Consider the following 13,773-nt stretch of genomic DNA (forward strand, 5'->3'; position numbering starts at 1 on the left):
AGGCCCTGGAGGACCTCCTCACCCGCGCCCGCGACAACGCCTAGCGCGCCCCGACCACCGTGGCGGCCAGCCGCGTCGGCGGCATGAACTCGGCCACGTACGTTCGGTCCCAGCACGCCCCCGTCTCCCGAAGCTCGCGCCACGTCGTGTAGCGGTAGCGGTACAGCCGGGCCCGCACATAGCGGGGCGGCGTGTCCGCGGGGAACGGGGAGCGGCGCAGGAGCCGCAGCGTGGCGCGGTCGTTCTCCAGCAGGTGTTCGACCAGGCTGCCGAACCAGGGCGCCGCGTACGCCGGGGAGAGCGCCGCGAACCACATCAGCCAGTCGAGCCGCAGATGGTACGGGGCGAACTGGCGCGGCCAGCGGCGCGGATCCCCCGGCTTGCCCTTGAACTCGTACTCCCGCCAGCCGGACTCCTCGTGCGGTACGTCGTCCGTCGTGCCCTCGATCACGACCTCGTAGCGCGTCGTGCTGACGCTGCCGAACGCGCCGTAGGTGTTGACGAGGTGCAGCGGGTCGAAGGAGCGGTTCATGATCTGGCGGCGGGAGACCATGTTCCGTACCGGCTGGTAGCTGAGAGCGAGCAGTCCCGCGCCGACCGCCAGGACCACGACCTCGTACCACAGCGGCGGCCCGGCCACCGGCGGGGCGGTGGTGGGGAAGCGGACGGCGGACAGGGCCAGCACGATCGTGATCCAGTTCAGCCAGGAGAAGTTGCCGGACAGGACCAGCCACAACTGCGTCGCGATCATCAACGCCGCGGCGGCCGTCGCGATCGGCTGAGGGGTGAAGAGCAGGACGGGGACGATCAGTTGGGTGACGTGGTTGGCGGCCACCTCCACCCGGTGCAGGGGCTTCGGCAGATGGTGGAAGAACCAGCTCAGCGGCCCCGGCATCGGCTGTGTCTCATGGTGGTAGTAGAGGCACGTCAGCTTGCGCCAGCAGATGTCCCCGCGCATCTTGATCAGTCCGGCGCCGAACTCGACGCGGAAGAGGATCCAGCGCAGCAGGAACAGGACGACGATCGGCGGGGCGACCGTGCCGTTGCCCAGGAACACGGCCAGGAAGCCGACTTCGAGCAGCAGTGACTCCCAGCCGAACGCGTACCAGGTCTGGCCGACGTTGACGATCGACAGATACAGCGCCCAGGGGACCAGCCAGAGCAGCATCCCCGCCCAGAGCGGCACGAGGGAGTCGACCCCGGCGAGCAGCGCCACCGACACCGCGCACCCCGCCCACGACCAGCCCGCGAAGAAGCGGTCCGAGTAGCGGAAGTGGAAGACGCTCGGCGCGGTCCTGAAGGGCATCCGCGCGACGTACCGGGGCACGGGCAGCAGTCCGCGTTCCCCGATCAGCGCGCGGAACTGCGTCACGGCGGTCAGGAACGCGATGAGATACACGGCGGCCAGAGCCCGTTGGAAGACCAGCCGGCTCAGCCAGTAGTCCGGTGCGACGAACCAGTTCACGGTGATCGCTCCTCTTGCTCCAGTGTGACGCCGTACGCCGTACCCGCTACCGGGCTCCTGCGGAGTCGGAGTCACTGCGGAGGGGCGGGGCACCGTGTCACGGCACCGCCGCGCGGTCGAGCGCGCATCGGCGCTGGAACGCCAGCGCGATCGTCATGAGCACCGCCGGGACCACGGTGAAGCCCAGCAGCAGCGCCACGATCGCGGAGTGCGACTGGACGGGGGAGTGGCGCTCGGTGGTGGAGGCGAAGCCGCCGATGGCCAGGGCGGCGGAGTACACATAGGGGCCGAGAGCCGTCCCGGTCGCCTCGGTCGCGGTCCACACCCCGGTATAGGCACCTGCGCGGGCCGACCCCCGCGCCTCGGCCGCCGCCACCGCGTCCGGGACCATCGAGAAGGCGAGGAGCTGGAGCCCGGCGAAGGCCGCGCCCATGACCACCACCACGGCGGTGATCACGACCACCCCGAGCCGCTCACCGGGCAGCAGCGCGAGAGACCCCGCGACGAAGGCACCCTGGGACAGCAGCAGCCCGCGCTGCTTGCCGATCCGCCGGGACACCCACAGCCAGCCCGGTCCGGCGACGGTCGCCGGGACGAGGAAGCCGCCCATGAGCACGGCGGTCAGCCCGCGGTCGTGCAGGACGTACTCGGTGTAGAAGGGCAGCGCCGCCAGGAACAGATGGGTGGTGGTGCCGGTGAACAGGTACGACAGCAGCAGTACCCGGAAGTCACGGTCCCGCCAGGCGGTCAGGATGTCGCCGAGCGCGGAGTGGGCACGCTCGTCCGGGACCTGGAACCCGCAGCGGTCGGTGAGCCTGCGGACCCCGGTCAGGGCGACCAGTTGCGACACGACCAGGACAGCGGCCAGCAGCAGGGCCATCCGCGCGTAGGCGCCGTGGCTGCCCGACGCCACCAGCGCCGGGGCCGCGACCCCCGCGCCGAGCAGCCCCAGCGTCAGGAAGAACATCCGGAAGGTGAAGACGCGCGTGCGTTCGTGGTAGCCGATCCGCAGGTCGGACGGGGTCGTCAGATACGGCACCTGGAAGCAGGCGAACAGCACGTTGCCCGCGGCGCACCAGCAGCCGACCCACAGCGCGGCCGACGCCCCGGTGAGGCCCGCGGGGACCGAGAACATCGCGATCCACGCCACCGCCAGCAGCAGCCCCCAGCGGAGCAGCGCGCGCCGGTGCCGTCGGCGGCGCGCCTGCCGGTCCGACAGCGAACCGAGGACGGGATGGACCACCACGTCGATGATCTTCGGCACCAGCAGCGTCAGTCCGGCGAGGAACGCGGGGACGCCGAGGGTCCGGGTGAGGAAGTACAGCAGCAGCAGACCCGGGACGGTGACCCACAGGCCCATCCCGACCGACCCGGCCGCGTACAGGGTGAGGTCACCGGCCCCCGCGCGGGCGGACGTCTCGTCCGTGCGACGCACCGCCTCCGGCGGGGCGCTCATGGCGCCTCCGTGTGGCGTCTGACGACGCCCGCGGCCAGCTCCGCCCCCTCGAACGCGCCGCCACGGGCCCGGCCCGCGAGCGTACGGGCGATGATCCGGTCCGTCACGCGGGGCAGATGGCGGGCCAGGAAGAACTCCACGGCGCCTCGGCGGGTCGTCGGCAGGTCACGGCGCACCCGGCGGCCGAGCGCGGCGCGCAGCACCGTGTCGACCACGCCCTCCAGCGGCTCGTAGCTGCTCATGCCCTCCAGCGAGAGCCCCGCCGCGGCGGTCGAGTCATGGATGGGGCTGCGCACTGCCGACGGATACACACACGTGACGGCGACATGTGTGCCGATCTCCATGCGGAGCGCGTCGGCGTACGCCACCAGCGCCCGCTTGGAGGCCCCGTACGCCGCGGCCAGGGGCAACTGCATGGCGGCCATCCGCGAGGAGACCATGACGACGCGGCCACGGGAGGCGACGAGGGCGTCCACGCACGCGGCGGTCACCCGCCAGGTGCCGAGCAGGTTGATGTCGAGCTGGCGCCGCACCTCGGCGCCCGGCGGCAGCTCGGCCGGGGCGGGCCCGCCGATACCCGCGTTGTTGATGAGCAGGTCGAGCCCGCCCAGCCGGTCGAGCGCGGTGGCCACCATCGCGGGCACCTCCGCGTCGTCGGTGATGTCGCAGGCGAGCACGTCGACCGGGTCGTCGGGGCGCGGCGCCAGGTCCAGGCCGATGACGCGGGCGCCCAGCCCGGTCAGCTCGGCGCAGAGCGCCCGGCCGAACGTACCGGAGGCGCCGGTCACGATCACCCGCAGGCCACGGGCGTCCCGTCGCCCGCCGAACAGGCCGCGCAGGGGAAGGGCGGAGGAGGTCCGTGCGGTGTTCACAGCGTGCTCCCTTCACGGTCGGCCGCGGTGAACGGGCGGGCGCCGCGCCGCAGTCGGGCGCGCCCGGCCTTGATCTCGCCCGGCAGCTCGGCCACGTACTGGTCGAAGTCGATACGCATCTGCGGGCGCCGGTTCCCCCACCGCTCGACCGCGGCGCGCAGCGCCCGGTCGACGGCGCGCCGCTGCTCCTGGGCCGGGGGAAGGGCGTAGGCGCCGCCGAGATGGGCGGCCACCAGCTTCGACTGGGCCTCCACGACGGGCAGTGCCGCACCCGTGGACTGCATCAGGCCCACGAAGGCCAGGCTCGGGTCCTTCAGGTGGAACACCCGCTTGTACAGCGGCAGTTGCTCCGGGTCGTCGCCCAGCCAGTGAGGGGACAGGAAGGGGATGGACACGCGGTAGCCGGTGGCCCACACGATGATGTCGACCGGTTCCGAGGTGCCGTCGGTGAAGACGACCCGTGCCCCGTCGAGACGGTCGATGCCGGGCCGTGCGGCGACCTCGCCATGGGTGAGGCGGTGCAGGATCGTGTCGCTGATCGTGGGGTGGTTCTGGAACAGGCCGCCCGCCGGGGCGGGCAGGCCGTAGCTCTGCGGGGTGCCGACGGCCAGCCGGAGCATGGTCTCGGCGATGCGCTGGCGCACCCGCCACGGCAGCACCGCGAGGGCGCCGCCGGTCGCGTCCGCGGGGCGGCCGAAGAGGTACTTGGGGACGATGTGGACGCCGTGGCGGGCCGACAGCAGGACCGGGCCCCGTGCGACGTACGACGCGTCGACGGCGATGTCCATGGCGGAGTTGCCCATGCCGACGACTAGCACCCTACGGTCCCGGAAGTCCTCGGCGGAGCAGTAGTCGTGGGCGTGCATCTGGGTGCCGTCGAAGGCTCCGGGGTAGGCAGGATCGGGCCAACGGGGGTCCCAGTTGTGGCCGTTGGCGACCACGACGGCGTCGTACCGGTCGAGGTCACCGGACTCGGTGGTCACCGCCCACGTTCGCCCCTCCTCCTCCCGCTCGACGGATGCCACCGTGGTACCGAACCGGATGTGCGAGGCGAGCCCGAAGTGCGCGCAGTAGTCGGCGAGATAGCCGGCCACCAGATCGGCCGAGGGGTAGTCCGGCCACTGCCTCGGCATCGGGAAGTCGGCGAACTCGGTACGGCCCTTGCTGGTGTTGAGGTGCAGCGAGGCGTAAGCCGGGGACAGCCCACTGGAGTTGTCGCGTGCCCACAGCCCGCCGGGCCGGTCGCCCTTCTCGTACGTGACGACCTCGACACCCGCGTCCAGCAGGGCCTTGGTGGCGGTGAGACCGGCCGCTCCGGCGCCGATCACGGCGACACGGCAGGGAGGGGACATGGCGCTTCTCCTCGGGCAGGGGCGGTGCGAAGGAACCGGCGCGCGGCGCGCTCGGGCGGCGGACACACCTCACGGGGACGGCGCGCAGGGCTGCGGGGTGGGGACGCGGGGGCGGCCGTCGTTGTGGCTCCCGCCAACCGTAGGTGCTGATCACGGCCCTGGACATGTCGTACGTCACGGGATTCGGCGGCGGACTTGTGCTGCGCCACAACGAAGGTGAGCATGCGTCGTATGCGGCATGATCACTGGGACAGCGTGGTCGACCTGATCGAACGGGTCGTCGGCGAGGACGACCTGCTGCCGTCCGTGGTCAGCGGAGTACGCACGATGGTGCGGGAGATCGCGGTGCTCCCGCCCTCCGACATCGCCGGGCACACCCGCGCGCTGCTGGCCGCGGCGACCCGGGCGCTGGCGGCCCGGCGCGGCCCGACGGAGGCGGAGCTGTCGTTCGTCGAGGAACTCGGCATCACCCGCGCCCGGCAGGGCGTGCCCATCGAGGCCGTGCTCGGGGCCATCCACATCGCCGAGCGCGCCATCTGGTCACGGGCCCGGGAGATCGCCGCCACCAGCGGGATCGAGGCCGGGCTTCTGCTCGACGCGCGGGAACTGTACGACGACTGGTCCGAGGCCGTGCGCTCCCGGCTGATCAAGGCCCATCGCTCGGTCGACGCCGACCAGCACGCGGGCGCGGGCGGCCGGGACCTGACGATCTTGCGGCGTCTGCTGGAGGGCGGCTCGGCGGCCACGCTCGCCGCCGCCGAGGCCGGGCTGCCCGTCGCGGGCGGGCTGTGGGTGCTGGTCGCCCGGCCCGGCGATGCCGGTCTGGAGCACGCGCTGCGCGACCGCGCCCCGGCGCTGATCGGGCATGTGGACGGCCTGTTGGTCGGCGTGCTCGCGCGGACCCCGCCGGAGCGCGCGGCCCGGAGCGGGACGGCCGCCGGGCTCGCGGGACCGGCCGAACCGGAGGAGCTGGGCGCCGTGCGGCGGCTGGCCCTCGCCGCGCTGACGGCCGCCGAGTCGGCCCGCCGGACCGGGGTGGTGCACGTGGCCGATGTCGCCGTCCTCGCCGCCGTGGGCGACCGGGCCGACCTGGCGGCGGTCCTGCTGGAACGTCATCGACCGGCCTGGACCGCGCTCGGCGCCAACGCCGAGCCGGTCGCCCTCGCCGTCCGCGCCTGGCTGGAAGCGGGCCGGGACGTGACCTCGGCGGCCGAGCGGCTGTTCGTGCACCCGAACACGGTGCGCAACCGGGTCCAGCGCTTCGCCGAGGTCACCGGCATCGACCCCTTCGACACCTTCGGCGCGATGAACGCGTGGTGGCTGTGCCGCGCCTGGTTGACCTGACGCAGTGTCAGCTCTCCAAGATTGGCGAAGCGGCTTCAGATCTCTGTGGAGCGGCTTCAGAAGAGATGGATGGCGAGATGCCCGAGAGGCAGCCCCAACTGCCAAGCAGGCGTCCAGACTTTGGGGCCGTCGTCCTCCTCGACCGGGCCGCCGGGCGCCGCGTCCAGATCGGCGGCGAGCAACTCGGTCTCCTCCAGCCAGCGCCAGGCCGCCGAGGCCAGCTCCAGATCCGGTGCCGGTCCGCCCGACACCAGGGCTTCGGTGGCGAGTCGGGCCAGCCGTTCCCGTACCCAGTCCTGCCACGGCTGGTCGTACGCCGTCAGCGAGAGCCAGGTCTCCAACTGCGAGACGACCTGGATGCTCGACAGTTCGCCCTCGGTGTCCGACAGGAAGACGGTCAGCGCCAGGGCATCGCGTCCGGCGCGGAACTCGAAGGACGACGGCGGCATGAGATCACCGGTCCGCAGGAGTTCGTCCGCGATGTACTCCGCGTACAACCACGCCATGGGGACGGTCAGTTCACCGCCGTCGGAGCCGTGCGTGCTCTCCTGGCCTCTGTGTGGCATCCCTCTCTGCCTCCTCCGGTGCGTGCGCGTCGCCCGAACCCGGGCCCCGGTCCCGGAGCACGGATGAGGCAAGCTGATTGCTCCACCATGGCCCGCGGCAAGGCGCTTTGCGAAGGCTTGACCCGACCTTCGGTTTCACCGCAGGTCGGGCGCGTATCCCGGAAGAACCCGGCGCAGGGCGCGCAACGCATAGTACGCGCGGGACTTCACCGTACCGGGCGGAATCCCCAAGGCCGCAGCGGCCTCCGCCACACTCGCCCCACGGAAGTACACCTGCACCAGAACGTCCCGGTGTTCGGGCGTGAGTGTTTTCACAGCCTCGCGTACGTCGAGCATCGCGGCCGACCGTTCCGCGTGATCGGCGGTCACCCGAGACGTCTCCAGGACGGCGTCCCCGACCTCGGCGGGACGCGCCTGCCGGGCCCGCCGGGCGTCGATGGCGAGCCGCCGCCCGACGGTGAGCAGCCAGGGGCGCACGGAGTCGAAGTCGTGCGCCCGCAGCGCAGCGGGGTTCTGCCACGCCCGTACGAACGTCTCCTGCAACAGGTCCTCGGCGCGCTGACGGTCTCCGTCGGAGAGCCTGAGCAGCAGGGCGAAGAGGGGCCGACCGTGCTCGCGCTGCAACTCGGCCAGCTCGTGCTCGGCGGTCGTCCCGGTGGGTGCGGTGATGGTTCCGGCCGTCATGGCCGTTATGCCAACCCGCCGAGCCCCACCGGGACAGGCCACGAACCGGGCTGTGCGGTGGACGGTCGCTGTTCGTCGGTGAACGGTGCGGTGAACGGTTCGGTAAGCGGTCGGCGGCGAGCCCGGCGCGAAGCCCTGGCCGCGCCGCGGACAGCTCCGCCCGGCCCTGTCAGCCGCCGGAGTCGGTGGCCTTCGCCAGTTCCGAGCGGTTGTAGGAGTAGCCGAAGTACACGATCTGGCCGATGGCGAACCACACCGCGAACCGCACCCAGGTCTGCCACTGCAGGAACGTGATGAGCCAGATCGAGAAGACCACGCCGAGGACCGGCACGACCGGCATCCCCGGCGTACGGAAGGTGCGCGGCAGGTCCGGCTGCCGGTAGCGCAGCACGATCACCGCCACGCACACCACCACGAACGCCAACAGGATCCCGATATTGGTGAGTTCGGCCGCCTCCCCGATCGGCAGGAACCCGGCGATGACGGCCGAGGCGCCACCGACGACCCAGGTCACGCGCGTGGGGACGTGACGCGTGGGATGGGTCTTGGCGAACCACTTCGGCAGCAGCCCGTCACGGGACATCGAGAACCACACGCGAGTCACCCCCAGCATGAACGTGAACATCACCGTGAGGATGCCGATGACGGCCCCGACGGCGATGACGTCCGCGACTCTGCTGAGGCCGACTGCCTTGAAGGCGCTGGAGAATCCGCTCTCCTGGTCGATGTCCTTGTAGTTCTGCATGCCCGTCAGGACCAGACACGCGGCCACGTACAGGACCATGGAGATCGCCAGCGAGTACAGGATCGCCTTCGGCATATGGCGCTGGGCGTCCTTCGACTCCTCGGCCGCGGTCGAGAGTGCGTCGTAGCCGAACACGGCGAAGAACACCGTGGCCGCGCCCGTGAACGCGCCGCCGACCCCGTACGGGAAGAACGGGTTGTAGTTGGTGGTGTCGATGTGGAAGACGCCCACGCCGATCACGAGCAGGACGACCAGGACCTTCAGGACCACCACGAACGTCTCGAAGCGGGCCGCGTTGCGGATGCCGAGGTTGAGCAGATACGCGATCAACAGGCACAGCAGGGCCGCGAACAGGTCGACCCGGTGACCGTCGCCCGTACCCGGTGCGCCGAGCATCCAGGTCGGCAGATGGGCGCCCGTCTCGCCGAGCAGGAAGCCGAAGTAGCCGGAGATCCCGATCGCGACCACCGCCACGATCGCCGTGTACTCGAGGAGGAGATCCCAGCCGATGAACCAGCCCGCGTACTCGCCGAGGACCGCGTAGCCGTAGGTGTACGCCGAGCCCGCCTTCGGGATGAGGCCCGCGAACTCCGCGTACGACAGGGCGGCTGCCGCGCTCGCGAGCCCGGCGATCAGGAACGACACGAGGACCGCGGGCCCGGCCGTTCCGCCCGCGACCGTGCCCGCGAGGGTGAAGATGCCGGCCCCGATGATCCCGCCGACCCCGATCGCGGTCAACTGCCAAAGCCCGAGGGACCGTTCGAGCCGGGTGCCCTCGCTGAGCTCTGTCTCTTCGATGTGCGCGATGGGTTTGCGGCGGAGTATTCCCTGACTCATCCGGAGCCGGGCCATGGGCCTCACCTCTTCGCAGACGGCGGTGGGTTGACGACAGCTCCTAAGGTACGACCGTGACCGGCCAGCGTCCCGCCTTCACCAGACGCACCGCCACCGAACCGATGATCCGGTGCCCCGCCTGCTCGGAGGCCCCCACCACGACGGCGTCCGCCCGCAGTTCGCAGGCGGCCTTGACCAGCCCGCTGTAGGGGTCGCCGCGGAAGGTGTGGAACTCCCAGCGCACGTCGTATATGCCCCTGACCCGCTCCGCGGACTCACGGATGTACGCGACCAGATCCTCCGCGATCTCGTCGGTCGTCTCGGCGACGGGCACCCCGAACGCCGCCCCCGCCGCCATCATCGGCTGCACATAGACGAGCGCGAGCAGCGCGCCCTGCCGTCGGGCCAGCCCGGCGGCGTAGGCCGCGGCCCGGAGCGAGGGATCGGAGCCGTCCACCCCGACGACGATGACCTTGGGCCCGTCCGTGCCACGCTCGAACTGGTGCGCGTGCTGTTCCATCACGGCAGCCACGCTAGCGGAATCCGCAGCTCCGAGCCCCGCTCACCCCTGGCCTCCCCGCTCGCCTCCCCTCTTGCCTCCACGGGCAGTCGTCTCATCAGGTGGATTTGTGGCGCCGCAGCGGTGTTGCGCGAACGCGGAACCGTTCGTCCGCGCGACTGATTAGTCATGACAAAAGATCGTCTGATTACACGGCGTAAGGCGTTGCTCATCGGAGCCGCCGCCCTGGGCACTGCCGCGACCGCGGGCACGGAGCGGCTGCTCACCGTCGACGACCCCACACGGTCAGTACGGAGCACTGCCGTGATCCAAGGTCCGCAGGCGCGTGCCTCGCTCCGGGCGTCCGCCTTCCGACTGCAGCCCCTCACCGACGGCCCGGCACGGCATCTGCCCGCCCGGACCGCCGTGCGGCACGAGCCGATCCGCAGCATGCCGGGACGCGGCAGAACCATGGTGCTGACCTTCGACGACGGCCCCGACCCCACGTACACCCCCGGCATCCTGCGCACCCTGCGCGCGTACGGCGTCCGCGCGGTGTTCTTCGTCTGCGGGGAGATGGCCGTCCAACACAAGGACCTGCTACGGGAGATGGCGGACGACGGCCACAGCGTCGGCAACCACACCTGGACGCACCCGCTGCTCACGACCCTGCCCCGGTCGAGGATCCGCGCCGAGCTGGAGCGCACCAGCGAGGTCATCGAGGACGGCTGCGGTGAGGCGCCGCTGTGGTTCCGCGCGCCGTACGGGGCCTGGAACCGGACCGTCTTCCGGCTCGTCGCCGAGCTGGGCATGGAGCCGATCGCCTGGACCAGGGACACGCGCGACTGGACGGCCCCGGGCACCCGCACCATCGTGCACCGGGTGGAGGAGGGTGCCGCTCCGGGCGTCATCGTGCTCTCCCACGACGCGGGCGGCGACCGCTCGCAGAGCGTCCGGGCCCTGCGTGCCTATCTGCCGTATCTGCTGGACCGCGGCTATCAGATCGCCTTGCCCGCACGGCAGTTCACGTGAGCGTGGGTACGCGCGTGGCCTCGCGCCCCCCGTCGCCCCGCTCAGCGCACCTCCGCGAGCCGCGCGAACACCACCACGTTCCCGGCGTAGCCGTCATGCTCGGAGAACTCCCCTCCGCAGGTGATGACGCGCAGCTCCGGGACGCCCTTGTCGCCGTAGACGCGGGTGCCGGGGAAGTTCTGCTTGTCGACCATGTCGACGCCGTAGACCTTGAACACCGCGGTCTTCCCGTCCGTGCGCCGGACCTCGACGCGTTCGCCCTTCTTCAGCCCGCCGAGCCCGTAGAAGACGGCCGGGCCCTCGGTGTTGTCGACATGCCCGACGATCACGGCCGTGCCCTTCTCGCCGGGCGCGACCGCGCCGGTGAACCAGCCCGCGAGATTGGTGTCACCGAGGGGCGGCGCGCTCACCCAGCCGGACATGTCCAGGCCGACCGGGATGACCGGGGCGTCGACCTGGAGCGTCGGGATACGGACGCGGGCGACCCCGGAGTACGGCAGGGCGGCGGGTGTCCCGGCGGTGTTCGGGCCGCCGGGAGCGTTCGGGGCCGCCGCCGAGGCGGGCTGCGGCGGGCCGACGTCGAAGGCTCCCGAACCCGTGCGCACGAGCGACAGCCCCGTCAGCAGCACCAGCGCCAACACACCCCAGGGGACGCGCTTCGCGGGCCGCGCCCCCGCTCCGGCCGACTCGGACGCAGACATTCCCATCCCTTCCCGGTACGGCGGACCTTCCGGATACCGCGGACCTGCTCGGTGCGGCGGACGCCGCGTTCGTCACTTGTCGCCGGTGGTGCGCCTGCGCGTCATGCGCCAGGCCAGGCCCAGCGGCGCCGCGATGAGCGCCGCGCCGAGCCCGATCTTCTTCAGGTCGAAGCCGCCGACGCTGCCACCGGCACCCGCTCGTACCCCGTGCTGCTCATAGCCGGGCCGGTCCCGGGAGTCGCCGCCGCGGTTGTTCCCGCCGCCGTACTGGTTGTCCCCGTATCCGCCGCGGCTGTTGCCGCCGTATCCGTTCCCCCCGTATCCGTTCCCGCCGTATCCGTTCCCGCCGTACCCGTTGCCGCCGTACCCGCCGTCCCCGCGGCCGTTGCCACCGCCGTACGAGTTCTCCCCGCGCCCGTTGCCGCCGTAGCCGCCGTCCCCGCGGTCGTTGCCGCTTCGGTCGGCGATCATGAGCGTCGTACCGTGGCTCCCGCTGCCGCAGTGGAACGTCATCTCGTAGCGGTTGCCCGATCTGCCGTACGTGGCCGCCGAGTTCAGGCCCGTGCGGACGGCGACCGTCTCCATGTCGACCGTCTTCATGGCGACCGTCTCTGTTGCGGCAGCCTGCGTGGCGGCAGCCTGCGTGGCGGCCGAGGACATCCTCGCGGGGTCACGGCAGTCCGGCGCGGACGATGTGAACCGGCCGCCGGACGTGGACGTCGTGAGCGGGGCGACGCTGCCGCTCAGGGCGGCGGATGCGGGTGCGGTGCAGGCCAGGGCGGTCAAGCCCAGCAGTGCGACCGAAGCAGCGCGTATCGCGCGCATGGTGTGCCTCCAGGTCCCCGAGGAGCTTGCCGCGGACCGTTTCCGCTTGCGTCAGAAATGCACCTCGATGACCGAAACGCTAGGAAGGCGGGCGGGTGGACGCGATCGCAGCCGTGCGAATGGGGTATCCGTGTGCGCCGCACAGGGGGCGTCGGGTGCACGGATGGAGGAATGCCCGAGGGGGCGGGAGGGGCAGGGGCGGGTGCGGATGTCACCCACCCCTGCCGGTCTGTCAGGCCTCAGCCGTGAAGCTGCGGGAACATCGCCAGGAACGGCTCCGCGGAGGCCGGGACGCCCCGGCTGTAGGGCGCGTCGAAGTCCCAGATCAGGAACAGCAGGAACGCGATCAGCGCGGAGAACAGCCCGGCGAGGACCAGTTCCCGGGCCGTGCGCCTGATCTGCAGCGCGAACACCATCCCGATGGTGATCACCGCCCCCGTGAGCAGCCCGAACCACACCACCGGAGGCATGGTCGGGCCCATCGCGTCGACCCGGGCGGCCCGTGCCGTACCGGCCGCGGTCACCTGATCGAGGAGCGGCTGGTAGGCCTGGGCCTGGAAGTCCGTCTTCGGCTGGTAGTCGGTGACGTCCTGACGGATCTGCTGGAACAGGTCGCCGCCGCGGTCCGTCACCTCGCCGTGGTCGGCCATGGCCTTCCACTCGGTGCCGACGACCTGCTGGACGTACGCGTCGATGTCGGCGCGGATCCGGTCGCGGGCGTCGGCCGGATAGACCCGGACCCGCTCCGAGATCTCGTGCAGCGCCTGCGCCTCGGCCTGGACATGGTCCTGGGCCGCGCTGCGGGCCTCCCAGACGCCCGCGATGGCCAGACCCAGCACGATCGCGTAGACCACGCCGATCCACATCGTCATGTACTCGATCACGTCCGGGGTCTCGGACGGATCGTCATGGGCGGAGGCCGTACGGACCCGCACCAGGGCCACCGCGATCACAACGGCGCACGCGGCGGCCATCGCGAGGGCGAGAACAAGCCATTCCGACAAGAGGTTCCTCCAGGGGTCAGCGCGGACGGAGCACGGCGATGGCGAACACCGCGGGCACGACGATGAGCAGGGTGAAGGTGAGCGGGGACGGGCTGTCGTGCCGTGGTGGCGCGTGGGAGACCGGGTGGTACCGCGGATAGCGCACCCGCGGTGGCGAGGGGCGCGGGCTCGGCCGGTGCGCGGGTGACGGGGGCGGCGCGGGGGTCGGCACGATGGCCGGTTTCGGTACCGGCCGGGGGTGCGGCGTCACGGTGGGCGACGGCGGCGGCGCGGGTCTCGGCGTGGGCCTCGGCTTCGGCGGCGGCGCGGGCGTCGGCGGGGGACTCGGCGGCGGGCTCGGCACCGGAGTCGGCGTAGGCGTCGGGGTGGGCGGGGGGCTGGGCGGAGGGGGGGG

Annotated in this window: 15 protein-coding genes; 3 read left to right on the top strand and 12 right to left on the bottom strand. The window is 71.8% G+C overall.

What is annotated here, in order from left to right; genetic code table 11:
- Positions 1–40: 40 nt before the first annotated feature.
- The 4 genes from NGF19_RS29635 to NGF19_RS29650 form a co-directional block, all read right to left on the bottom strand.
- On the bottom strand, positions 41–1,465 hold the full coding sequence (locus NGF19_RS29635; RefSeq protein WP_252428916.1) for a lipase maturation factor family protein: 1,425 nt from the start codon (positions 1,463–1,465) through the stop codon (positions 41–43).
- 97 nt (positions 1,466–1,562) lie between these two features.
- Positions 1,563–2,921: an MFS transporter gene (locus NGF19_RS29640; RefSeq protein ID WP_252428918.1), complete on the bottom strand. Its 1,359-nt coding sequence runs from the start codon at positions 2,919–2,921 to the stop codon at positions 1,563–1,565.
- A complete protein-coding gene (locus NGF19_RS29645) occupies positions 2,918–3,793 on the bottom strand; it encodes an SDR family NAD(P)-dependent oxidoreductase (protein ID WP_252428920.1) in 876 nt (291 codons plus the stop codon). Before NGF19_RS29645 ends, NGF19_RS29640 begins: the two co-directional genes overlap by 4 nt.
- Positions 3,790–5,145, bottom strand: a complete 1,356-nt coding sequence (locus NGF19_RS29650) for a flavin-containing monooxygenase (protein ID WP_252428922.1) — start codon at positions 5,143–5,145, stop codon at positions 3,790–3,792. The genes NGF19_RS29645 and NGF19_RS29650 overlap by 4 nt, the downstream gene beginning before the upstream one ends.
- 231 nt (positions 5,146–5,376) lie before the next feature.
- On the opposite strand from NGF19_RS29650, the gene NGF19_RS29655 reads away from it, so the two are divergent.
- A complete protein-coding gene (locus NGF19_RS29655; protein WP_252428924.1) occupies positions 5,377–6,489 on the top strand; it encodes a helix-turn-helix domain-containing protein in 1,113 nt (370 codons plus the stop codon).
- Between the two features lie 56 nt (positions 6,490–6,545).
- Here the strand turns inward: NGF19_RS29655 and NGF19_RS29660 are convergent, their stop codons facing one another.
- The 4 genes from NGF19_RS29660 to NGF19_RS29675 all read right to left on the bottom strand — a co-directional run bounded on the left by NGF19_RS29660 (position 6,546) and on the right by NGF19_RS29675 (position 9,841).
- Positions 6,546–7,055, bottom strand: a complete 510-nt coding sequence (locus NGF19_RS29660; protein WP_252428926.1) for a hypothetical protein — start codon at positions 7,053–7,055, stop codon at positions 6,546–6,548.
- Between the two features lie 135 nt (positions 7,056–7,190).
- A complete protein-coding gene (locus NGF19_RS29665) occupies positions 7,191–7,739 on the bottom strand; it encodes a sigma-70 family RNA polymerase sigma factor (protein WP_252428928.1) in 549 nt (182 codons plus the stop codon).
- A 169-nt stretch (positions 7,740–7,908) separates the two neighbouring features.
- Positions 7,909–9,336, bottom strand: coding sequence for an amino acid permease (locus NGF19_RS29670; protein ID WP_252428930.1), 1,428 nt, complete (start codon positions 9,334–9,336; stop codon positions 7,909–7,911).
- A gap of 43 nt (positions 9,337–9,379) precedes the next feature.
- The gene (locus NGF19_RS29675) at positions 9,380–9,841 is read right to left on the bottom strand and encodes a universal stress protein (protein WP_252428932.1); all 462 of its coding nucleotides are present in this window, start codon (positions 9,839–9,841) and stop codon (positions 9,380–9,382) included.
- 165 nt (positions 9,842–10,006) lie between these two features.
- Between NGF19_RS29675 and NGF19_RS29680 the strand changes: the two genes are divergently transcribed.
- Entirely contained in the window at positions 10,007–10,849 is an 843-nt protein-coding gene (locus NGF19_RS29680; protein WP_252428934.1) for a polysaccharide deacetylase family protein, read from the top strand.
- Between the two features lie 41 nt (positions 10,850–10,890).
- On the opposite strand, the gene NGF19_RS29685 is transcribed toward NGF19_RS29680, so the two are convergent.
- From NGF19_RS29685 to NGF19_RS29700, 4 genes are all read right to left on the bottom strand, one after another.
- A complete protein-coding gene (locus NGF19_RS29685) occupies positions 10,891–11,550 on the bottom strand; it encodes a class F sortase (protein WP_252428936.1) in 660 nt (219 codons plus the stop codon).
- 72 nt (positions 11,551–11,622) lie between these two features.
- A complete protein-coding gene (locus NGF19_RS29690; protein WP_252428938.1) occupies positions 11,623–12,375 on the bottom strand; it encodes a hypothetical protein in 753 nt (250 codons plus the stop codon).
- A 239-nt stretch (positions 12,376–12,614) separates the two neighbouring features.
- On the bottom strand, positions 12,615–13,379 hold the full coding sequence (locus NGF19_RS29695) for a bestrophin-like domain (RefSeq protein ID WP_252428940.1): 765 nt from the start codon (positions 13,377–13,379) through the stop codon (positions 12,615–12,617).
- 16 nt (positions 13,380–13,395) lie between these two features.
- Positions 13,396–13,590 (bottom strand): hypothetical protein, encoded by a 195-nt coding sequence (locus NGF19_RS29700; protein ID WP_252428941.1) that lies wholly within the window; start codon positions 13,588–13,590, stop codon positions 13,396–13,398.
- A 1-nt stretch (position 13,591) separates the two neighbouring features.
- Here NGF19_RS29700 and NGF19_RS29705 point away from each other — a divergent pair.
- A partial coding sequence (locus NGF19_RS29705; protein ID WP_252428943.1) for a hypothetical protein occupies positions 13,592–13,773 on the top strand: 182 nt, incomplete at its 3' end.

The organism is Streptomyces macrolidinus, assembly GCF_023887685.1.
GTDB lineage: Bacteria > Actinomycetota > Actinomycetes > Streptomycetales > Streptomycetaceae > Streptomyces > Streptomyces macrolidinus.

Coding starts and splice junctions, on each gene's coding strand:
- NGF19_RS29685 (WP_252428936.1), bottom strand. CDS start 11,550: ATGTCTGCGTCCGAGTCGGCCGGAGCGGGGGCGCGGCCCGCGAAGCGC.
- NGF19_RS29665 (WP_252428928.1), bottom strand. CDS start 7,739: ATGACGGCCGGAACCATCACCGCACCCACCGGGACGACCGCCGAGCAC.
- NGF19_RS29655 (WP_252428924.1), top strand. CDS start 5,377: ATGCGGCATGATCACTGGGACAGCGTGGTCGACCTGATCGAACGGGTC.
- NGF19_RS29640 (WP_252428918.1), bottom strand. CDS start 2,921: ATGAGCGCCCCGCCGGAGGCGGTGCGTCGCACGGACGAGACGTCCGCC.
- NGF19_RS29680 (WP_252428934.1), top strand. CDS start 10,007: ATGACAAAAGATCGTCTGATTACACGGCGTAAGGCGTTGCTCATCGGA.
- NGF19_RS29660 (WP_252428926.1), bottom strand. CDS start 7,055: ATGCCACACAGAGGCCAGGAGAGCACGCACGGCTCCGACGGCGGTGAA.
- NGF19_RS29650 (WP_252428922.1), bottom strand. CDS start 5,145: ATGTCCCCTCCCTGCCGTGTCGCCGTGATCGGCGCCGGAGCGGCCGGT.
- NGF19_RS29690 (WP_252428938.1), bottom strand. CDS start 12,375: ATGCGCGCGATACGCGCTGCTTCGGTCGCACTGCTGGGCTTGACCGCC.
- NGF19_RS29670 (WP_252428930.1), bottom strand. CDS start 9,336: ATGGCCCGGCTCCGGATGAGTCAGGGAATACTCCGCCGCAAACCCATC.